Origin of the sequence: Sulfitobacter sp. TBRI5, assembly GCF_051013555.1 — a bacterium.
Taxonomy (GTDB): Bacteria; Pseudomonadota; Alphaproteobacteria; order Rhodobacterales; family Rhodobacteraceae; genus JL08.
Genome location: NZ_CP112884.1, coordinates 1149941 through 1171592, shown reverse-complemented (window position 1 = coordinate 1171592; position 21652 = coordinate 1149941). Strand labels below are relative to the sequence as shown.

General features: G+C 58.9%; 21 protein-coding genes. 5 read left to right on the top strand and 16 right to left on the bottom strand.

Features of this window, described 5'->3' with window-relative positions:
- Positions 1-13 precede the first annotated feature (13 nt).
- The 3 genes from polA to OLX72_RS06060 form a co-directional block, all read right to left on the bottom strand.
- The gene (gene polA / locus OLX72_RS06070) at positions 14-2812 is read right to left on the bottom strand and encodes a DNA polymerase I (protein WP_433990045.1); all 2799 of its coding nucleotides are present in this window, start codon (positions 2810-2812) and stop codon (positions 14-16) included.
- Between the two features lie 143 nt (positions 2813-2955).
- Entirely contained in the window at positions 2956-3135 is a 180-nt protein-coding gene (locus OLX72_RS06065; RefSeq protein ID WP_114868488.1) for a zinc-finger domain-containing protein, read from the bottom strand.
- Between the two features lie 105 nt (positions 3136-3240).
- A complete protein-coding gene (locus OLX72_RS06060) occupies positions 3241-4665 on the bottom strand; it encodes an amidase (protein WP_114868489.1) in 1425 nt (474 codons plus the stop codon).
- Between the two features lie 164 nt (positions 4666-4829).
- Between OLX72_RS06060 and OLX72_RS06055 the strand changes: the two genes are divergently transcribed.
- The gene (locus OLX72_RS06055; protein WP_114872007.1) at positions 4830-5171 is read left to right on the top strand and encodes a DUF2794 domain-containing protein; all 342 of its coding nucleotides are present in this window, start codon (positions 4830-4832) and stop codon (positions 5169-5171) included.
- A gap of 39 nt (positions 5172-5210) precedes the next feature.
- On the opposite strand, the gene OLX72_RS06050 is transcribed toward OLX72_RS06055, so the two are convergent.
- The 3 genes from OLX72_RS06050 to OLX72_RS06040 form a co-directional block, all read right to left on the bottom strand.
- Complete coding sequence (locus OLX72_RS06050) at positions 5211-6032, bottom strand: C40 family peptidase (RefSeq protein ID WP_114868490.1); 822 nt, start codon at positions 6030-6032, stop codon at positions 5211-5213.
- Positions 6032-7417 (bottom strand): leucyl aminopeptidase family protein, encoded by a 1386-nt coding sequence (locus tag OLX72_RS06045; protein ID WP_433990044.1) that lies wholly within the window; start codon positions 7415-7417, stop codon positions 6032-6034. Before OLX72_RS06045 ends, OLX72_RS06050 begins: the two co-directional genes overlap by 1 nt.
- Positions 7418-7485: 68 nt before the next feature.
- The gene (locus OLX72_RS06040; protein ID WP_205389013.1) at positions 7486-7887 is read right to left on the bottom strand and encodes a hypothetical protein; all 402 of its coding nucleotides are present in this window, start codon (positions 7885-7887) and stop codon (positions 7486-7488) included.
- Positions 7888-8017: 130 nt separating this feature from the next.
- Here OLX72_RS06040 and OLX72_RS06035 point away from each other — a divergent pair, with 130 nt between their 5' ends.
- The 3 genes from OLX72_RS06035 to OLX72_RS06025 are packed head-to-tail and all read left to right on the top strand — an operon-like array spanning position 8018 to position 10022.
- Positions 8018-8668: a carbonic anhydrase gene (locus OLX72_RS06035; RefSeq protein ID WP_114868493.1), complete on the top strand. Its 651-nt coding sequence runs from the start codon at positions 8018-8020 to the stop codon at positions 8666-8668.
- A 46-nt stretch (positions 8669-8714) separates the two neighbouring features.
- Entirely contained in the window at positions 8715-9707 is a 993-nt protein-coding gene (locus tag OLX72_RS06030; protein WP_114868494.1) for a sodium-dependent bicarbonate transport family permease, read from the top strand.
- Positions 9708-9710: 3 nt separating this feature from the next.
- Positions 9711-10022: a P-II family nitrogen regulator gene (locus OLX72_RS06025; RefSeq protein WP_114868495.1), complete on the top strand. Its 312-nt coding sequence runs from the start codon at positions 9711-9713 to the stop codon at positions 10020-10022.
- On the opposite strand, the gene OLX72_RS06020 is transcribed toward OLX72_RS06025, so the two are convergent.
- Together OLX72_RS06020 and OLX72_RS06015 are read right to left on the bottom strand one after the other, a co-directional pair.
- On the bottom strand, positions 10019-11041 hold the full coding sequence (locus OLX72_RS06020) for an aspartate-semialdehyde dehydrogenase (RefSeq protein ID WP_114868496.1): 1023 nt from the start codon (positions 11039-11041) through the stop codon (positions 10019-10021). The genes OLX72_RS06025 and OLX72_RS06020 overlap by 4 nt on opposite strands.
- Positions 11042-11113: 72 nt before the next feature.
- Positions 11114-12286, bottom strand: a complete 1173-nt coding sequence (locus OLX72_RS06015; RefSeq protein ID WP_114872008.1) for an MFS transporter — start codon at positions 12284-12286, stop codon at positions 11114-11116.
- 131 nt (positions 12287-12417) lie between these two features.
- Between OLX72_RS06015 and OLX72_RS06010 the strand changes: the two genes are divergently transcribed.
- Entirely contained in the window at positions 12418-13560 is a 1143-nt protein-coding gene (locus OLX72_RS06010; RefSeq protein WP_433990043.1) for a DUF3095 domain-containing protein, read from the top strand.
- 7 nt (positions 13561-13567) lie between these two features.
- Here the strand turns inward: OLX72_RS06010 and OLX72_RS06005 are convergent, their stop codons facing one another.
- From OLX72_RS06005 to OLX72_RS05970, 8 genes are all read right to left on the bottom strand, one after another.
- Positions 13568-14335, bottom strand: a complete 768-nt coding sequence (locus OLX72_RS06005; protein WP_433990042.1) for an aldolase/citrate lyase family protein — start codon at positions 14333-14335, stop codon at positions 13568-13570.
- Positions 14336-14376: 41 nt separating this feature from the next.
- Positions 14377-15879, bottom strand: coding sequence for a glycerol kinase GlpK (gene glpK / locus OLX72_RS06000; protein ID WP_433990041.1), 1503 nt, complete (start codon positions 15877-15879; stop codon positions 14377-14379).
- Positions 15876-17420, bottom strand: coding sequence for a glycerol-3-phosphate dehydrogenase (gene glpD, locus OLX72_RS05995; protein WP_114868499.1), 1545 nt, complete (start codon positions 17418-17420; stop codon positions 15876-15878). Before glpD ends, glpK begins: the two co-directional genes overlap by 4 nt.
- 66 nt (positions 17421-17486) lie before the next feature.
- Entirely contained in the window at positions 17487-18764 is a 1278-nt protein-coding gene (locus tag OLX72_RS05990; RefSeq protein ID WP_433990040.1) for a flavin-dependent oxidoreductase, read from the bottom strand.
- 57 nt (positions 18765-18821) lie between these two features.
- A complete protein-coding gene (locus tag OLX72_RS05985) occupies positions 18822-19331 on the bottom strand; it encodes an isopentenyl-diphosphate Delta-isomerase (protein WP_114872010.1) in 510 nt (169 codons plus the stop codon).
- 181 nt (positions 19332-19512) lie between these two features.
- Positions 19513-20535, bottom strand: a complete 1023-nt coding sequence (locus OLX72_RS05980) for a P1 family peptidase (RefSeq protein WP_114868501.1) — start codon at positions 20533-20535, stop codon at positions 19513-19515.
- On the bottom strand, positions 20535-20885 hold the full coding sequence (locus OLX72_RS05975) for a cupin domain-containing protein (protein WP_114868502.1): 351 nt from the start codon (positions 20883-20885) through the stop codon (positions 20535-20537). The genes OLX72_RS05980 and OLX72_RS05975 overlap by 1 nt, the downstream gene beginning before the upstream one ends.
- The gene (locus OLX72_RS05970) at positions 20885-21631 is read right to left on the bottom strand and encodes an SDR family oxidoreductase (protein WP_433990039.1); all 747 of its coding nucleotides are present in this window, start codon (positions 21629-21631) and stop codon (positions 20885-20887) included. The genes OLX72_RS05975 and OLX72_RS05970 overlap by 1 nt, the downstream gene beginning before the upstream one ends.
- Positions 21632-21652: the final 21 nt, after the last annotated feature.

Below are 21652 nucleotides of genomic sequence, written 5' to 3'. Positions count from 1 at the left end.
GCGCCCTCAGCCCCTAGTGTGCTTCGGCCCAGTTCGCCCCGCGCCCCGCATCGACTGTCAGGGGAACATCCAGCTTCACCGCCGGATCACTGGCATTTTCCATAACATCGCGGGCCACACCGATCACGTCGTCTACGGCGTCCTCGTCCACTTCGAACAGCAATTCATCATGGACCTGCAACAGCATCGTTGCGGGCAGGTTCCTGATGGCGTCAGGCATCCGTATCATCGCCCGCCGGATCACATCCGCGGCCGTACCTTGAATGGGCGCGTTGATGGCGGCGCGCTGGGCAAACCCTGCCTGCGGACCTTTCGCATTGATCTCGGGTGTGTGAATTTTCCGGCCAAACAGAGTTTGCACATAACCATGTTCTTTCGCGAACGCCTTGGTTTCATCCATATAGGTCCGGATGCCGGGGAACCGTTCGAAATACCGGTCGATAAACCCTTGCGCCTCGGCGCGCGGGATGCGCAGGTTGCGCGCCAGACCAAAGCCTGAAATCCCGTAGATGACGCCAAAGTTGATCGCTTTGGCACGGCGCCGTACTTCGGTCGTCATATCTTCGATCGGAACATCAAACATTTCCGACGCGGTCATCGCGTGGATGTCCAGCCCGTCGGAAAATGCCTGTTTCAAAGCGGGAATATCGGCGATATGGGCCAGAATACGCAGTTCGATCTGGCTGTAATCAAGCGAGATCAGAACCTTGCCCTGATCGGCAACAAACGCCTCGCGGATACGCCGACCTTCTTCGGTACGCACCGGAATGTTTTGCAGGTTCGGATCGGTTGATGCCAGACGCCCGGTATTGGCCCCCGCGATGGAATAGGATGTGTGCACGCGCCCAGTTTCGGGATTGATATGATCCTGCAAGGCATCCGTGTAGGTCGATTTCAGCTTGCTCAATTGCCGCCAGTCCAGCACGCGGGCAGGCAGTTCATGTTCAGTCGCCAGATCCTCAAGAACATCCGCGCCGGTTGCATAGGCCCCTGTCTTGCCCTTTTTACCGCCTTCGATCCCCATTTCGTCAAACAGGATTTCGCCCAGCTGCTTGGGCGATCCCACGTTGAACGTCCTGCCGGCCATCTCGTGTATCTCGGCCTCAAGCCCCGCCATTTTCTGGGCAAAGGCGTTCGACATCCGGCTTAGCGTATCACGGTCAACCTTGATGCCCGACATTTCCATTTGCGCCAGAACCGGCACCAGCGGGCGTTCCAGTGTTTCGTACACTGTCGTCACCTGCTTGCGGTGCAGTTGTGGTTTGAAATGCTGCCAAAGCCTCAATGTGATGTCGGCATCCTCGGCGGCATAGCGCGTGGCCTCGTCAAGCGGCACCTTGTCAAAGGTGATCGCGGATTTGCCGGAACCCAGAAGCGGTTTGATCGGAATGGGCGTATGGCCCAGATACCGCTCTGACAACGTGTCCATACCATGATTGTGTTCGCCCGCGTGCAGTGCATAGGACATCAGCATCGTGTCATCAATCGGGGCCACATCGACGCCGTTGCGGGCAAAGATCTTGGCATCATATTTCATATTCTGCCCGATTTTCAGGATCGCAGGATCCTCCAGCATCGGTTTCAGGGCGTCTAGAACCTGATCCAGCCCCAATTGCCCTTCGGCCAGTTTGTCGGATCCGAACAGATCATCAGATGCGCTTTCCTTGTGGATCAGCGGAATATAGCAGGCCTCACCTGGTGTGACACTCAGCGATATTCCAACCAGATCGGCGCGCATCTCATTCAGGCCGGTGGTTTCGGTATCAACTGCGACCCAGCCGCATTCGTCTATCCGGTCCAGCCACAGCTTCAGGGCGTTCATATCGCGCACGCACTCGTATTTGTCCGCATCAAAGGGAACGGCTTCGCGCTGGGTCTGGGTTGTGTCGTTCACAATCTCCGGTATCTCGGGGGCTTCAACATCCAGTTTGGCCGCAATCCGTTTGGACAGCGTGCGAAACTCCATCTCGGCCAGAAATTCCAGCAGTTTTTTAGGGTCCGGATCCTTCACTTCCAGATCGTCCAGCCCGAAATCCAGCGCCACGTCACAATCCAGTTGTACCAGACTGCGCGACAATCTGATCTGCTCGGCATGATCAATCAGCGTCTGGCGCCGTTTGGGCTGCGGGATTTCTTCTGCTCGTTCCAGCAACGCGTCAAGATCACCGAATTCGTTGATCAACAGGGCGGCTGTCTTGATCCCGATGCCGGGCGCGCCGGGCACATTGTCAACGCTGTCTCCGGCCAGCGCCTGCACATCCACCACGCGGTCCGGTTTGACGCCGAACTTTTCGATCACACCGTCCACATCGATGGTCCGGTTTTTCATCGCATCCAGCATCTCGACGCCGTCACCGACCAGTTGCATCAGATCCTTGTCCGACGAAATGATGGTACAGCGCCCGCCCGCATCGCGGGCCTGACAGGCAAGCGTGGCGATAATGTCGTCGGCCTCGAACCCCTCCAGTTCCTTGCACGCGATGTTGAAAGCAATCGTTGCCTCGCGGGTCAGCGGAATTTGCGGGCGCAGGTCTTCCGGCATCGCCTCGCGGTTGGCCTTGTACTGGTCATAAAGATCATTGCGGAACGTGTGCGATCCCTTGTCAAAGATAACCGCCACATGCGTCGGTGCATCCGCGCCAGAGTTGCCGTCCACATAACGCTGCAACATGTTGCAAAAGCCGGAAACCGCCCCGATCGGCAGCCCGTCCGATTTGCGCGTCAGCGGCGGCAGCGCATGATAGGCCCTGAAAATGAACGCCGATCCATCAATCAGATGCAGATGGCATCCCTTTCCAAACGATCCCGACATCGTGCTCCCCTTCGGCTGCTTACTGTGCCAGTCTGGCACGTCTTGCAAGGCGCGGCCAGTTGTCGTGGCGCACCTGCCCGTGCTTCATCTTTTCCTAAATACTTATCTGGTCTGTCAACGCAGGCCGCCTTGGCTTCTGATGCTCAGACCTTGCCTTCAAAATCCTTGTGCACGTATTTGCAGTCGCAATACGGGCATTCGACCCAGCCGGTGTCTTCGGGAATCTGCAGCCAGACGCGCGGATGCCCAAGCGCCCCCTCGCCGCCGTCGCAGGCGATCCGATGGTTTTCGACAACCTTTGTTTCGGGGGCTTGAAGTGTCATTGGCTGTTGGTCCTTCTGGGTGTCACGGGGCCAGCATGTGGCTGACTGCTTTTATGATCCAAGCGCTGTTCAGGGGCAAGGGCTGCAATGGTCCACAACACCATATCAAGGGCGGCGGTCAAACCATGGTCGGGCCCGTTCCAGATCGGCACAAAGCGACATCAGCACCTCGTCTTCGCCAAAGCGGCCCGCCAGGTGAATGCCGATCGGCAATCCGTCGGATGACCAGCACAGAGGCACCGATGCTGCGGGCTGCCCGGTGGCGTTGAATGCGGCGGTGTAGGGCGAATAGGCAAAAACACCGTCCGGTCCGGTGCGGTAGTTCACATAATCGTCGCGGTCATGGTTAAAGCGTCCGATGACTGCAGGCGGTTCCGCCAGCGTCGGCGTCAGCAGAATATCGTAGTCTTGGAAAAACGCGGCCATTTCCCGCCCGTAACGGTGGATCTTTCCAACGCTCTGCAAATAGCGATCCCCTGAAATTGTGCTGGCAAACGCCATGGCGCTGCGCGATACGCCTTCGATTTCGCCATCGCGCAGCGGTGTGCCACGCTCTTCTATTTCGGCGCGGATGCCCAATGCCGTGCCGCAAGCCACTATAATCGTCCATGCGTGCATCATGCCGTTGGTATCGGCCGCGGGGCGCGCGATTTCGATGTGATGCCCCATGTCCGCCAGCAGCGCAGCGGCGTCCTGAACCGCATCGCGGCACACAGGATCAATGGCTTCGCCGGTCAGCGATGTGTCACATAATGCAATTTTCAGCGGCTTCGGGCTGCGCGTCAGCGCCGCCATGTAGCTCTCTTTCAACGGTGGCGCGCAGTAGGGTGCACCAAGGTCGGGCCCTTCCGTTGCGTCCAGCAACAGGGCGGTATCGCGCACCGATCTTGTCAGGAAACCGTCAATCGCCATTCCGGCCCAGCCTTCTCCGGCATAGGGGCCATCGGGCAGCCGTCCGCGTGTGGCCTTGTAGCCGAACAATCCGCAGCATGAGGCCGGCACCCGTACCGAACCACCGCCATCCGATCCGTGGGCCGCGGGTACAATGCCGGCGGCAACCGCAGCACCCGCACCGCCCGACGAACCGCCCGGTGTGTGGTTCAGATTCCACGGATTACGCGTGGGTCCGCCGTAAACAGCGGCCTCTGTCACGATGCCGATCCCGCCTTCGGGTGAGGTTGTACGCCCGAAATTGGCCAGACCTGTGGCCGCCAGGCGATCATAAAGCGCTGAATTCTGGTCATAAACCGTGTTCTTCAACAGGACAGAGCCGTTATGGGACGGAAAATCTATTGCTTCGGCACCCAGATCCTTGAGCAGGAACGGCACGCCCTTCAGCGGTCCGTCTGGCAGGCCGTTTGCAATATTTCTACGCGCCACATCTTCGGCCAGCATTACAACAGCGTTCAAATCGCCGTTTCTGGATTCAACCCGTGCCAGCGCCGCATCCAGCAATTCATCCGCCGTCACGTCTTTGGCGGCAATCAAACCGGCCAGACCTGTAGCATCATAGTGTTCGTAGTCGTCCATTCTGATTTACCTGACTTGTCCCCTTGGCGCACACTAAGCATGGAACGCCGACAGGTGCAAAGCCGACCATCGCAGGGCCGGTGATTTGGCCAGCAAAGTGCAGATCAAAAGCTATGGACCTTGTTGGCACTTGCTTTGTTACGCGTTTGGCGCAAATGTTGGATATGACATTCCAATCGCCAGTGTCTTCCGCCTCGTTCGCACCGCCACAGGTGGCGTTTCAGCGCAACGAATTATCGCTTATTCTGGCTTTGTACGGTCGGATGGTTGCCGCGGGTGAATGGCGCGATTACGGCATTTCCTGTTTGCGTGATGTGGCGGTATTTTCCGTGTTCAGGCGCACTGCCGAAAATCCGCTTTACCGGATTGAAAAGCGGCCCAAACTGCGCGGCAAACAGGGCCAGTATGCGGTTGTCGGTATGGACGGGCGCATCCTGAAACGGGGTCCGGATCTCAAGTCGGTATTGCGGGTGCTGGATATCAAGCTGATCCGTTCGGTCAAATAGCGGCCACCTGCGTCACAAGTATTTATGAAAAGATGAGGGTCAGGGGCGTTTGTGGGCGATCAGCGGGCCATCGCCCTGCGCATTGATCCGATCCAGAGCCGCCTGAATGTTTTCTGTCACAACCGCCATCGGATGTGCTGTTGCATGGATCATCGTGTCCGGGGACAGTGCCAGTGCAACATGCCCCTTCCAGAACAACAGATCGCCTGTCTGAAACGGACTGCCAATATCGACGGGCGTACCCAGTTCGGCGCTTTGCAGATCACTGTCGCCGGGGCAAGGCCGTCCGCAGGCAAGATAGGCGGCTTGCACAAGCCCCGAACAATCAAGCCCCGTACTGCTGTTCCCGCCCCACAAATAAGGTGCCCCCAGAAACTGGCGGGCGACCTTTAATGGATCCTGCGCCATCTGCCCGACAGGGCTCAGGTGCTGGGCCGGAACATAGCCGGTTCCGATATCCAGAAACCCGTTTTTTTCATCCTTTGCCGTAACCTGCGCACCCAGTGACAGCAGCATCGTATCGCCGGATTTTATACTGGCATCGGAATAGACATGTGTGGCGCGGGCATGAACCCGATGCGTAGGTTCTGTCCACGGACCCAGCGCCGCCGAATCGACATACCCGCAATATCCGTCTTTTTCGGATTGGACATAGCTGTGGCCCTGTTCCGTATCATAGACGGTGACGGCATCGCCCAGCAGCAACTGGCGCAGGCGCGGACCATCCGGTGCGCGCCTGATATCAGCCAGCGCAGTCACCACCTGTGCCGGTGTCCCGTCGCGGAATACTTCGGCGTCAACGCGGTCACGCAAAGTGCTGGCAGCCACACGGCCATTAAACGGGGTGGTTCGGCTGTCCATCACAGATCAAGAACCTTTGGCAGGGCCTCCAGCAGCGCGCGCGCGCCTTGCATCGCGCCGCCCTTGGGTCGTCCTGGTGCCGCGCTGGGATGCCAGCCGTAAATGTCGAAATGCACATAGCGGGATGTGTTTGTAACAAACCGACGCAAGAACAGCGCGGCGGTGATCGATCCGGCGAACCCGCCCTTGGGGGCATTGTCCAGATCGGCAATGCCGGGTTCGATCATTGATTCGTAAGGCGTGTGAAATGGCAGACGCCAAAGCGGATCACTCGCTGTTGCGCCCGCCTGATCCAGAGATGACACCACAGCGGGATCGTCGCAGAAATAGGGCGCCAAGTCCGGCCCCACTGCCACCCGTGCGGCCCCTGTCAGCGTCGCCATTGATACGATCAGATCCGGTGTTTCTTCGTCGGCAAGCGCCAGCGCGTCGGCCAGAACAAGCCGGCCTTCGGCGTCGGTGTTGTTGATTTCAACGCTCAGCCCCTTGCGCGACATCAGGATATCTTGCGGGCGAAAGGCGTTACCCGAAACCGAATTTTCCACCGACGGGATCAGAACGCGCAATTGCAACGGCAAACCCAGCGCCATGATCATGCGGGCCAGTCCAAGCACATTGGCCGCCCCGCCCATATCCTTTTTCATCAACCCCATTGAGGCCCCGGGTTTCAGGTTCAAACCACCTGTATCAAAACACACGCCTTTGCCGACCAGTGTCAGGGTCGGTCCGGACTTGCCCCAGCGCATGTCGATCAGGCGCGGCGCACGATCAGCGGCACGCCCGACTGTGTGGATCATCGGAAAATTATGCGTCAGCAGTTCATCGCCTGTGATCACGGATATTCTGGCCTTGAACGACTTGGCCAGCGCGCGCGCGGCCTGTTCCAGGTCGGGCGGCCCCATGTCGCACGCGGGCGTATTGATCAGGTCGCGCGTCAGGCATTCGCTTTGGGCAAGGATTTCCAGTCTCGATGCGTCCACATCCTTTGGGGCAACCAAGCGCGCTTTCATCGCGCTCTGATCCTTGTAACGGTCAAACCTGTACTGTTCCAGCAACCAGCCCAGGCATTCCGTTTCCAGCGCCGCGCCCGTCAATCCGTCTTCTATACGATACTGGCCTTCGGGCAGATTGGTGGCCGCCGCCGCAAGGGCATAGCGCCCGCGCGCCCGCGATGCTTGCGTGCCGTAGCCCGCCAATGCGCCCGCCGGCTTGCCGGTTTTGTCGGGGATGACCAGTGACTGGCCCAGTTTGCCCTTGAACCCGTTTGCTTCTACCCAGTTCTGCGTCAGATTCGACTGACCCGACTGCCATTTTTCAAACCGGTCCTCTTCGATCACGAACAGGGGCAGGGTGGCTTTGGTTTCGGCGGCAAAGCTGGGCAACATCGGTAGGGCCTTACAAAAAATGGGTGCAGGGCACAGACTACCCCGCTTTGGCGGGCCTGCAAGCCCGATCAGACAGTCATGTCCTGCAAATCCCAGATCTGAGTCAGGGATTTTTCGCCGATACGCAGCAGCCGTGACAATGTAGCCGCTGTGGCCACCACATCCCTTCCGTCGACCGCACGGGTCACATCCGATGCAACCCGTGACAGCAACGTCATGCCGATCTGGTCGGAAATCGCTACCAGAGAACGCGCAAGCTTGCGCAAATCCTTCCATTTTTCCTGCCGGTACATCCGTTCGCATTGCGCCATGCGGATCGCCAGTTCTTCCATGGCGCGGCAGATGATGTCTTCTGCGCCCGCCGTACCAAGCTGCGCGTAAAGCCCGTCCAGACGATCCGGATCAAGCAACACAGCTTCGCTCTGGATCAGTTTCGTTACGTGTTCCAAACCACTCACCCTTATTCCCATGCCCCCACGGCACGGGTCAGATGCGCAGCAACAAGTTCCCAAAAGGTTGCCGGGGCGGGCTGTTTTTGCTCGAATTGAGTTAGAATTCAGACTATCGGAGGGGCAGTAAGCCCTGAAAGACCATACTGCCATGAAATTTGCCAAACCTTTGCCAAGCTACCTTTTGCAACGCTATCACGGATGGAAGGCGACCTCGTACGCTGAAAACAAAGGCTGGTACCGGCGTCTTGCAACCGAGGGTCAGCGCCCGCGGGCAATGGTTATTTCCTGCTGCGACAGCCGCGTGCATGTGACATCCATCTTCGGTGCGGATCAGGGCGAGTTTTTTATTCACCGCAACATCGCAAACCTTGTTCCACCTTATGAACCGGATGGCGATCACCACGGAACAAGTGCGGCGGTCGAATACGCGGTCAGTTTTCTGAACGTGGCGCATATCATCGTACTGGGCCATTCCAATTGTGGTGGCGTTCAGGGCTGTCTGGACATGTGTGAGGGGCACGCCCCCGAGCTTGAGGCGCTGGACAGTTTTGTCGGGCGCTGGATGGACATTCTGCGGCCGAAATATGCAAGTGTCCAAGGCCTTGGCGACAAGGAACAACAGGCCCGCGCGCTGGAAAAGCAATCGGTTCTGGTGTCGCTTGAAAACCTGATGAGCTTTCCTTTTGTGCAGGCGGCTGTGGAAGACGGCAGATTGAGCCTGCATGGTCTCTGGACGGATATCGGCGAAGGCGGGCTGGAGTATTTTGACCCGCCCCAAGGCGTTTTTCTGCCGGTCTGACCGGTGCTGCGGAACATGATGAACACGCCGAAATGTCAGGATCGACATGTCTGAAATTCTAAGCCTTGCAGCCAATAATCTGCTGTCCCCGATCATCCTGTCCTTTGCGTTGGGCGTGGCGGCGTCCCTTGCGCGGTCAGACCTGAGCGTGCCCGAAGCGGCGGCAAAAGCGTTGTCGATCTACCTTTTGTTTGCCATCGGATTCAAAGGCGGGGTCAGCGTCGCGGATCACGGGATCGATCTGACACTGGGCCTGTCTTTGCTTGCGGGCATCGTGTTGTCGTTCATTCTTCCGCTGGTGGCATTTGCCCTGCTCAAGGTGATGAGCGGACTAAGCCGCCTGGATGCGGCGGCGGTTGCGGCGCATTACGGTTCGATATCGATCGTGACCTTTGTGGCGGCATCGTCTGTTCTGGAAAGCAGTGGAATCACCGCCGAAGGATATATGGTGGCGGTTGCTGCCGCGATGGAAGCGCCTGCCATCCTGTCGGCCCTGTGGCTGATATCGCGTGGTGGGCCCGATGGGGAAAATGGTACTCAGCGCATGGACAGCGATCTGTGGCGTGAAATTCTGCTGAACGGGTCAATCGTTCTTCTGGTTGGCGCCTTTGCCATCGGATGGGCAACGGGGCAGGACGGTCTGGCCGAAATCGACAGTTTCATCGTGGCGCCGTTCAAAGGCGTGTTGTGCCTGTTTCTGCTGGACATGGGTATCGTTGCGGGGCGAGGGTTGCGCGGCGGCAGTGGTGTTTTGCGTCCCGGTGTTCTGGCCTTTGGCATGTTGATGCCGTTGATCGGAAGCATGTTCGGGCTGACCGCCGGCCTGTTGCTGGGGCTGTCCACGGGTGGTGTTGCATTGTTCATGGTCCTGTCAGCATCAGCGTCTTACATCGCCGTACCCGCCGCCATGCGCGTGGCCCTGCCCGAAGCGAACCCGTCTGTTTATCTGACCCTTTCGCTGGGGGTGACATTTCCTTTTAACCTGACCGTTGGCATCCCGCTTTACGTGGCCATTGCCAGCGCCATGACCGGAGGTTGACCAATGCAGACCCACAAAGCCAAACGCGTTGAAATCACGATCGAGCTGATCATGCAGCGCCGCCTGACCGATGCGCTGATCAAGGCGGGCGTGACCGGCTATTCGGTCCTGCCTGTACTGGGCGGGTCAGGACGGTCGGGCGAGTGGAGCAGATCCGGTCAGGTCAGCCGCGCCAACGGTATGGTACAGGTTGTCTGTATGATCCGGCCAGACAGATTGGACGGCCTGCTTGAGGCCGCCTTTGCAGTTGTGGAACGCCATATCGGTGTGGTCAGCGTTGTGGATTGCGAAGTGTTAAGGGCTGAACGGTTCTAGCCCTTTTTCAGCACCCGCGTGCCCAGTGTTTCTGCGATCTGGACTGCGTTCAGGGCCGCGCCCTTGCGCAGGTTGTCACTGACGCACCACAGGTTCAGGCCATTGTCGATAGTGCTGTCCTGACGGATACGGCTGATAAAGGTTGCATAGTCGCCGACGCATTCCACCGGCGTGACATATCCGCCGTCTTCCCGTTTATCGATCACCATGATGCCGGGGGCCTCGCGCAGGATATCGCGGGCTTCGTTTTCATCCAGAAACTCTTCGAACTCGATGTTCACGGCTTCGGAGTGGCCAACAAAAACCGGCACCCGCACGCAGGTTGCGGTAACCTTGATCGACGGATCGACGATTTTCTTGGTTTCGGCGACCATCTTCCATTCTTCTTTGGTTTCGCCGCTGTCCATGAACACATCGATGTGCGGGATCACGTTGAACGCGATCTGCTTGGTGAATTTCCTGGCAGGCTTGTCATCCACCGGATTGTAGATCGATTTTGTCTGGTCCCACAATTCGTCGATGCCGTCCTTGCCGGCGCCGGATACCGATTGATAGGTCGATACCACAACACGTTTGATCCTGGCACGGTCATGCAACGGCTTGAGCGCGACAACCATTTGGGCGGTCGAACAGTTGGGATTGGCGATAATGTTCTTTTTCGAATACCCCAAAATGGCATCCGCGTTCACTTCGGGCACGATCAGGGGAACATCGGGATCATACCGATAGAGCGATGAGTTATCGATTACGATACATCCTGCGGCTGCGGATTTGGGTGCATAGGTTTTGGTGGCTTCAGATCCGACGGCGAACAATGCGATATCCCATCCGGAAAAATCGAATGTATCAAGATCCTTCGTCTTGAGCGTCTTGTCGCCAAAGCTGACTTCGGTGCCGATCGACTTGCGGGATGCCAGAACGGCGATCTCGTCAATCGGGAACTGGCGTTCCGCCAGAATGTTCAGCATTTCGCGGCCCACATTGCCTGTGGCGCCAACGACAACGACGCGATAACCCATGATTGTTCTCCAGATAGGTCAGAGGTGCTGGCGTCTCTTATCCCCAACTTTGTCGGGGCGAAAGGGGGCGCGTCAATCTTTGGCGTCGCGGCTGAACAAATAGATCAGAACGCCCAGCAGGACCGACAAGCCGAAAAAGGCGAAAATTGCCGCGTATCCGGTTTCGGGAATGTCGCCCTGAAACTGTGTATGCAACCGCCCCGATGCAAACTGCATGACTGCTGCGCCGCCAATCCCGAAAAGGTTCATCAGCGTCACGCCCCGCCCCATAAGATGGGTCGGGAAAAACGCGCGGGCATGGGCGATCATTACCGGAAAGGACGCCCCCAATAGCCCCAACAGTGCCAGCAGAACAATCGCAAGCGCAACACCCGACCCCGCAAAGAACGCCAGACCCAGACACACAAGGCCGCAGCCCAGATTGCCCAGCAAGATTACCCCTTTTTGCGTGCCGAATATCCGGTCCAGCGGGCCGTATAAAAGCGTACCGGCAATCATCGCACATCCCATAACCAGCGTTGCCTGCCCGACCTGTCCGGTATCCATACCGTAAACGTCGCTAAGATAAGGGCCGATCCAAAGCCCGCGCACCGCGCCGGACGGGGCAAAGTTAAAGAACATCAGCGGGAAAATCGGCCACAGCGCAGGGATACGGAACAGATCGCGCAACGATCCCTTTACGTCCTGTTCAAGCGCGGGTGGGTCCTTGACCAGAAAAAACACCCCCATTGCGATAACGCTGGCGATGCCGGCCAGACCCATCAACGACGCGCGCCAGCCAATGGTTTCGGCGGCCCACGCCATCGGATAGGATGCCACCAGATTGCCAACCGATCCGACGCCGATCATGACGGCACCCAAAGTCGCGAACTGGCGCGCCGGAAACTGGCGCGCGAAAATGTAATAGGATGCCATCAAAAGCGGGGCACACCCGATCCCGATCAGACCCATCGCCACATTGATATGCAGCGGCGTTGTTGCCATCGCGAACAGCAGCGCGCCACCCCCGCCTCCGATCAGCAACAGCGATGAAGCGGTGCGCCGCGGCCCGAATTTGTCCAAGGCCCATCCAATCGGGATTTGCATGGCTGCAAAAGTCAGAAACCAAAGCCCTGATGCCACCGCCAGATCATCCGGCCCTGCGCCGACATCCTGTTGCAGGACAGTGCTGAGAACGGCAAGAAACGCTCTGAAAAACTGGCTTAGCACGTAGGCGCAGCACAGCAGGATCAATCCGGCAACCATTTTGCATTCCCCAAAGGTGTCGCGCTTGCGTGCCATAGGGCGTACCCTTGCGCAAGACACGGATATGCGGGCACTGTAATTTCAGTGCCGCGCGGTTCGCCCGCACGCCCGATCTGTTTACAGGCCATGCCATGAATACTGATGCCGCCTTTTACGACAGCTTGCCCCGGATCGACCGGTTTGCCGATCTGTCGGATGCATCCTGTTATCACAGCCTGCCAAAGGATTGGGCTGTTGGCGTGGCAGATATTCAGGGATCAACGCAGGCGATTGCCGAAGGCCGGTACAAGACCGTCAATATGGTCGGCGCGGCGGTGATCTCGGCCCAGATCAACCAGATGAAGGGCCGCGCCTTTCCCTATGTGTTCGGTGGTGACGGCGCCGCCTTTGCCCTTGCTCCGGCTGATCAGGCGCACGCGGCACTGGCGCTGTCAGCAGTCCGGCGCTGGGCGCTGGATGAATTCGGTATCACGCTGCGCGTCGCCTTGGTGCCGGTGCACGACATTGAGGCGGCGGGGCTGGAGATAAACGTGGCGCGGTTTCGTGCGGCATCCGATGTGGATTACGCGATGTTCAGCGGCGGCGGTGTGTCCTGGGCCGAAGCACAGATGAAATCCGGCAGATACGCGCTGCCCGAAGCACCGCGCGACGCAACACCTGATCTGACAGGCCTGTCGTGTCGTTGGTCGCCAGTGCGCGCCCGCAATGGTTCAATCGTGTCGCTTGTCCTGAACAGTGCCGCAGGGGCGGACCCGCTGGCCTACAAGGCGGTTGTGCAGGATATCATCACCCTGACCGGACGGCTTGACCGTGGTGGCCATCCGATCCCCGATGCGGGCCCCGGCGTCGCGTGGCCGCCTCCCGGTGTCACGCTTGAGGCACATGCCCGTCATGGCACCCGCCCGATAGGATCAACGCGCCGCAAAATTCTGTTTGAAACTCTTGTGGCGTGGTTTGTGCTTAAAATGGGTCTGAAGATCGGCGGGTTTGATGCCCGCCATTATACCCGCACCGTCGGGAAAAACGCTGATTTTCGCAAATTCGACGATGGGCTGAAAATGACTCTGGATTGCGATCCCGATACGCTGGTTGCGCTGCAAGACAGGTTGGGCAAGGCGCGTGACAACGGCCTTATCGAATTCGGGCTGTTCCAGCAGGATGAGGCAATGATGACCTGTATCGTGCCCTCAATCCTGACGGATGATCACCTGCATTTCGTGGATGGCGCATCAGGCGGATACACGCAGGCCGCGGCCCAGATCAAGGCAGGCTGAAGATCCGCTAGGATTTCCATTTAAGCGCAGTGTCCCGCGCGGTTTGCGCCAGCATGACCACATCAATGCCGACAGCGACAAACTGCGCGCCGACTTGCAAGTACTGCTGCGTGAAATCATCGTTCAGCGACAGGATTCCCGGCGCCTTGCCCGCTGCCCTGATCTTTTCCAGCGCACCCAGAATAACCGCCTGCACTTCGGGGTCGGCACTGTTGCCGCCAAACCCCACATCAGCCGCCAGATCGGCAGGCCCGATAAAGACGCCGTCGATGCCATCGACCGCCAGAATATCATCCAGCACGGCAATGCCTGCCTTGCTTTCGACCTGCACCAGCAGACATATCTGCGCGTTGGCTGTTTCAACATAGTCGGGCACGCTGGAAAACCGTGTGGCCCGCGCCAGTGCCGCACCAACCCCGCGCACGCCGTCTGGCGCATAGCGACATGCTTGCACCAGATCGCGTGCCTGTTCTGCACTGTCGACCATCGGTACCAGCACGGTTTGCGCCCCGACGTCCAGCACCTGTTTGATCATCCAGGTCTCACCTATCGGGACCCGGACAACCGGATGCGACGGTGACGGTTCCAGCGCAATCAACTGGTCGCGGATCGACCGGATATCATTCGGCGCATGTTCGCCATCGATTACCAGCCAGTCAAACCCGGCAGTGCCCATGATATCGGCAGCGTACCCGTCGGCAAATCCCATCCAGCACCCGAATTGCGTGTGCCCGTCCTTCAAGGCTGCCTTGAACGTGTTGACCGGTGCGCTCATCTGATGCTCCTAGTGATTGCTTTTGTTTCGTGATCGGGTCGTCAGTCGCCAGACACATCAACCGACAATGTGGCGGCCACGGCACTTTTCCATGCGCTGTAGCGTGCGGCGCGCGTCTGCGCATCCATCTTTGGTGTAAACTGGCGTTCCTTTGCCCAGGTTGCCGCAAATCCGGCCAGACCGGGGTAGACCCCCGCCTGCATACCCGCCAGCCACGCTGCCCCCAATGCGGTTGTTTCAACACCCTGGGGTCGGTCCACCGGCGCATCCAGAATGTCGGAAAGAAACTGCATGGCCCAATCATTCGCCGACAACCCGCCATCGACACGCAACACAGGCGAAGCGCCTTCTTCCGGCCAGTCGGCCTGCATCGCTTCCAGCAGATCGCGGGTTTGATAGCCGACGCTTTGTAATGTGGCGCGGGCCATTTCGGCGGGTCCCGAATTACGTGTCAGCCCATAAACCGCGCCGCGGCATTCGGCATTCCAATAGGGCGCGCCCAATCCGGTGAAGGCCGGTACCAGAATGACGTTCTGCGCCGGATCGGCCTGATCTGCCAATTCTGCCGTGTGCGCACTGTGTGCAATCACACCCAGCCCGTCACGCAGCCACTGAACAGCCGCACCGGCCACGAAAATCGACCCTTCCAGCGCATATGTCGGCACACCGTCAAACTGATAGGCCACCGTGGTCAGCAGACGGTTCTGCGACGTCACCGGTGCGGCACCGGTGTTCAGCAAGGCAAAACATCCGGTTCCGTATGTGGCCTTGATCATGCCCGGCTCGAAACAGGCCTGCCCGATTGTCGCCGCCTGCTGATCACCCGCAACGCCAAGAATGGGAATATCCGCTCCGAAATGAACCGCCTGCGCCATACCGAAATCCGCGGCGCAATCGCGCACGTCGGGCAGCATTTCCATGGGAACATCAAGCAGGCTGCAAATCTCGTCACTCCATCGGCCTTGCCGGATATCATAAAGCAACGTGCGCGAGGCATTGGTTGCATCGGTCGTATGCACCCTTCCGCCTGTCAGATGCCAGATCAGAAAACTGTCAACCGTTCCGAACAGCAATGTCCCGTCCCGCGCCCGTGCGCGCGCATCGGGGTAGGTATCCAGCACCCATTTCAGTTTGGTTCCCGAAAAATACGGGTCCAGCAACAGGCCCGTTTGCTGCGTGATCATCGGTTCGTGTCCGGCGGCGCGCAAGTGGGCGCAAAGCGGTGCGGTCCGCCTGTCCTGCCAGACAATCGCGTTGTGCAGTGCCTCACCTGTATTCGCGTCCCAGACCACCGTTGTCTCGCGTTGGTTCGTGATGCCGATGGCGGCAATTTCACCGGCTTCCAGACCTGCCGAAGTCAGCGCATCCCGGCAGGTCGACAGCACCGTTTTCCACAGATCGTCAGCCGCATGTTCAACCCAGCCAGAGGCTGGAAAATGCTGTTCGAATTCTTTTTGGGCAGACGCGATGGGGTGCATGTCTGCATCAAATATGATCGCGCGGGTTGATGTCGTGCCCTGATCAATCGCAAGAACATGTGTCATGTGCCGACTTTCTTTTCCATCCAGTTGCGCAGCGCTGATATTTCGTCCGCGCTCATCCTGAGCCCCAGTTTGGACCGCCGCCAGATCACGTCTTCGGCGGTTTGCGCATATTCATGTTGCATCAGCCACGTCACCTCGCGCTCTGTCAGATCGGCGCCGAACATGACGCCCAGATCCTGCTTTGTTTCGGCCCCCGCCAACAGGGTTTCTGCATCGGTGCCATAGGCACGGATCAGCCGTTGCGCCCACCGCGCTGTCAGGAACGGATATGTCTGCATCAGATGATCAACCAACGCCTGCACCCCGTCCACCGGGAAATCGCCACCGGGCAAAGGCACGCCCGCTGTCCAGGCTTTGCCGTCCGGATCAAGTTTGGCCAGCGCCTCTTGCGACAGCTTGCGATAGGTGGTGATTTTGCCGCCAAACACGTTCAACAGCGGCGCGCCGCTGGTATCCAGTTGCAACACATAATCGCGTGTGGCCGCCGTGGCCGATGCCGCCCCGTCATCGTAAAGCGGGCGCACCCCCGAATAGGTCCAGACCACATCGTCCATCCTCACCGGCGTCTTGAAATACTCGGATGCAAACCTGCACAGATACTCGGCCTCTTGCGGTGTGCATTCCGGTTTGGTGGACGGATCGGGATGTTCCGCGTCCGTGGTTCCGATCAGGGTAAAATCCGTTTCATAGGGAATGGCGAAAATGATCCGTCCGTCAGTGCCCTGAAAGAAATAACACTTGCCATGATCAAACAGAGACCGCGTTACAATATGGCTGCCGCGCACAAGGCGTACGGAATCCTTGGCGTTCTGGCGCAGGACGCCGTGCAAAATATCGGCCACCCATGGCCCGCCCGCATTCACCAGCTTGCGCGCCTGATGCGTGGCCCCGTCATCGGTTCTGATTGTCCAAAGATCAGCGTCGCGTTCAGCGCTGACAACCTTTGTGCGCGTCAGGATCGTGGCCCCGCGCCGTTCTGCATCCTGTGCGTTCAGAACAACCAGCCGCGCATCTTCGACCCAGCAATCCGAATATTCGTAAGCCTTCGCAAACCGGTCCTGTAGCGGCGCGCCTTCGGGCGTTCCGGCCAAAGACAGCGTGCGCGTCGCAGGTAATATTTCGCGCCCGCCCAGATGATCATACAGGAACAGACCCAGTCGGATCAGCCATGCAGGCCGCCGCCCGCGCATCCACGGCATGACAACAGACAACAACCGCGAGGTTGGCGTATCGCTTTCGAACCGCATATCGCGGTGGTAGGGCAGCACAAACCGCATCGGCCAGGAAATATGCGGCATCGCACGCAATAGGATTTCGCGTTCCTGCAGGGCAGACCGCACCAATCCGAATTCGAAAAATTCCAGATACCGCAACCCGCCGTGAAACAGCTTCGTCGAAGCCGAGGATGTCGCCCCGCCCAGATCACCCATTTCGGCCAGCGTGACAGACAGCCCGCGGCCCGCAGCATCACGGGCGATCCCGCAGCCATTGATGCCGCCGCCGATGATGAACACATCCTTGATCGTGCTGTTCCGGGTCAAATTCGGGCGTTCCCAAAATGGTTTCGTCAGGCCCGACTTTACTGGGACCACGCAGGAATGAAATAGCTACGAATAAATTAGTTTCGCGCCGATCGGGATCAGGCTTGGCCGTGCGTTTAGCGCTTCGATCGAAAAACCGGCAACGGCTTTGTACTTTGCGGCATGGTCCGCCAGATCGGCGTGGGGGATCACATCGTTTATGTCATCAAATTGGCCACCGCACAGATCTTCGACCTTTTGAAGAATGGCATCCGGTCCGGAACCGCGGTTGGCCCGGATCACGCCTGTGGTCAGCGGACGCATCTGGTCTTCATAACTGTTCAGGGCGCGCGGCGTTACACCATGCGCCAGAAACGCGGCCCCCAGAACGCGGGCATCCACAATGGCTTGTGTCGCACCGTTTGATCCCACCGGATAGGTTGGATGCGCGGCATCGCCCATCAGCGTGACGGGCCCGTGGGTCCAGGCCTCCAGCGGGTCGCGGTCAACCATCGGGTATTCGAAAACAGCGTCGGCGCCTTTGATCAAGGCCGGGACATCCAGCCAATCGAACACCCAGTCTTCGAATTCGGGCAGAAAATCCGAAGTATCGGCGGCGCGGTTCCAGTCTTCCTTGTTCCAGCCACCGGCGGGGTCCACCCGCAATTCAGCGATCCAGTTCATCGTGACCAGCCCGCTGACAGGATCGGGTGGGGAAATCGGGTAGGCCACGATGCGTTTGGTATCATGCCCGATCAGTGCCATGGCACCCTGCCCGAAGAACGGTTTGGCCTGCGATGTGGCGCGCCACAAAATGGCACCGCCCCAGATTGGCGGGCCTTCTTCCGGAAAAATACGGCTACGTATGGAAGAGTGAATGCCATCGGCACCGATCAGGATATCGCCCGTCACATCGCTGCGCGCACCGGTTTCGATATCCTCAAGTTGCAGAACCACCTGCGACGCCCGGGTTTCGAACCCCATGGCACGCTGCCCCGTGACAACACAGGCCGGACCGGCCCGTGCAATCAGGGTTTCATAAAGCATCATCTGCAACTTGCCCCGGTGCACGGAATATTGCGGCCAGTCATACCCTGCCAGCAATCCGCGCGGTTCTTCCCAGATTTTTAAGCCGTGTTTCGAATAAAACCCGTATTGCTGCGTTCTGACGGCAATACTGTCCAACGCGGGTTGCAAGCCCAGATCAAAAAGTTCCCGCATGGCATTGGGTTGCAGGTTGATACCCACGCCTAGCGGTCGTATCTGGCGCGTTGCTTCAAAAATCCGGAACGGAACACCGATCTGGTGTAACGTCAGACCCAGCGACAGACCGGCGATACCGCCTCCTGCGATCAGAACGGTCATTGGCAACCTCCTTCCGAGACGCATACTGAAACAGGCAAGCGGTTGGCGCGCAAGTCGTCAGCCCGAGGCACCTTCTGATAGATCGGATCCGAAAATGTCGCCAACGTGTTCAGCCAGATAGATTTTCAGCCATGGCGTGAACAGCTCTGGTGTGCGCGCGATTTCGGCGCGCAGCGCGTCCGGGCCGATCCAGCGCGTCGCCATCACTTCGTCCGGGTTCGCGGTGATGCCAGGGCGTTCCTGCAGGTGGACAACAAACACATCCACCACTTCATGTTCGATCAGACCGCCGCCGACGTCCGCGCGGTATTCCAGCCTATGACGGTAATCCGGACTCAGACCACTCAGCCCCAGTTCTTCTGACAGGCGGCGCTGTGCGCAGACGTGTGGGTCTTCCCCCCAATGGGGATGCGTGCAGCATGTGTTGGCCCACAGACCCGGCGTGTGGTATTTTCCCAAAGCCCGCTGTTGCAGCAGAATTTCGCCCCCGTGTAGGATAAAGACCGATACCGCCTTATGCCGCAATCCGCGCACATGCGTTTCGATCTTTTCCACTGGCGTCAACATGTCGTCGACCCAGGCGGGGATCAGGATATGGGTCTGTGCCGTCACGGATGCGCCTTTATGCGTGATAAGATGCGGATGGTTGCGCTGTGCGTTACCTGCCTGAACGACCAGAGGCAAGATAGCTGCAGTGTCGCGCGCCGCGCCCCCCGTATTTTTGGCAAAAAGAAGCGGAAAAACCGCCCTATCGGGTGTTCTGTTCTGTCCAGCAAGGCAACAGATCACCCTTGGCGGGGGTGGCGTGAAAAACTGCACGCGCAATGGCGCGGCTGACACAAAGAGCGGCCGCATGTCCGATTTCGGACATAAGGGGCGCAGAGGCGGTATTGTTGGATCCGGTGGCCAGAGCAAAGGCCAGATCACCGTCCCCCGGTGTGTGCGCAGGCACTATTGCGCGGGCAAACCCGTCATGGGCCGCGACGGCCACACGCTGGCATTGCGCCTTGTCCAGCGCCGCATCGGTGGCGATGATTGCAAGCGTCGTGTTCGCAGGGGTCGTATCTTTGGCCCCCTTGGCCAACATCTGCTGCATCTTGGCGCTGGTCAGGTCACGCCCCAATCCAGCCGACGGGTCAGGACCGACCCCGCCGAGTTCATCGCCAATTTCGTACGGGGCAGCCCAGAAATGCCGATTACTAGGCGTGGTGACACTTCCGACCGGGTTCACGGCAACCAATGCACCAACTGTCACGCCGGACGCCAGACAAAGCGAGGCTGATCCAAGCCCGCCCTTGAGGTTGGCAGTCAGCGCGCCGGTGCCTGCGCCAACGCTTCCCAGATCAAACTGATCCGTTGCACTGTCAAACGCCGCGCGGCCCAGAGCGCGATAGGGGTTTTCTGCCCAGTCCTTGGCCCCGCCATTCAGCAGATCGAAAAGAATCGCACCGGGAACAAGCGGTACGCGCGCCGGACCCACGGCAAATCCGCGCCCCGCAGCGCGCAACCCGTCGGTAACACCCGAACAGGCATCAAGGCCAAAGGCAGACCCACCCGACAGCACCAGCGCATCCACCGCGCCCACCATCTTATCCGGTGCCAGCAAATCGGTTTCGCGGGTGCCAGGGGCACCGCCCATCACATGCACCGACGCCACAAAGGGCGCATCTGCCGTGACCACAGTAGCGCCGGATTTCAGGCTATCGTCCTGTGCATTGCCCACGCGCAGGCCCGCAACATCGGTGATCAGGTTTCTGGGTCCGGGTTCCATCACACCCTCGGCTTGGCGGCTGCTGTGGCCGGATCACCGGTATTGGGTTCGCCCTTTGGTTCGATCAGCAGCACTTTGCATTCCTGCGCCGCGCGGGGCCGGTGTGTCTGGCCGCGCGGCACAATAAACAATTCACCGGCCCGCACCGTGTGGGATTGATCGCCGATATCCATGGTCATCTCGCCCTCGAGCACAAGAAAGAAATCATCGGTGTCGGGGTGCTGGTGGAACGGAAATTCACCCTGGAATTTCACCACCATCACATCATTCCCGTTGTAGTCCGCCACCACATGCGGGTCCCAGTGGGTGGAAAAAAGCGCCAGCTTCTCGGCCAGATTGATCGGGGTCATCAGATGCACCTTCCGCCGTCGACTTCCATGCAGACCCCGGTGATCATCGCCGCCTCGTCCGAACACAGGAAACAGGCGGCATTGCCCATGTCCTGTGGTGTCGAAAACCGGCCCAGCGGAATGGTGGACAGGAACTTGGCGCGCATTTCCGGCGTGTCTTCGCCCATAAAGGATTTGAGCAACGGGGTTTCGCCGGCCACCGGATTGATTGCATTCACCCGGATGCCGTCAGGGGCCAGTTCTATCGCCATGGTGCGGGTCGCCGTGATCATCCATCCTTTGGACGCATTGTACCAGTTCAACCGCGGGCGCGGCGATACACCGGCTGTGGACGCGACATTCAGAATGGTACCGGTGCCGGTTTTCTTCATGTGGGGCACCAGAGCGCGCGCGGTCAGGTAGACCGATTTCATGTTCACGTTATAGACGCGGTCGAAATCGTCTTCGCTGACATGTTCCAGCGCTGACGGAAGGTGGGTCACACCGGCATTGTTGACCAGAATATCAACTGCGCCAAAGGCCGACAGGGCCGCATCCGCCATGGCTTGCACGGACGGTCCGTTGGCCACATCCACCTGATGCGCTAGGGCGGCATCCCCCATTTTTGACGCAACGGACCTTGCCGCATCGCCATTGATATCGGCGATCATCACCCAGGCGCCTTCGGCAACGAACTTTTCAACGATCCCCGCGCCAAACCCTGATGCCCCGCCCGTAACGATGGCTGTTTTCCCCTGTAATCGCATGTCTCACATTCCGCATTGATA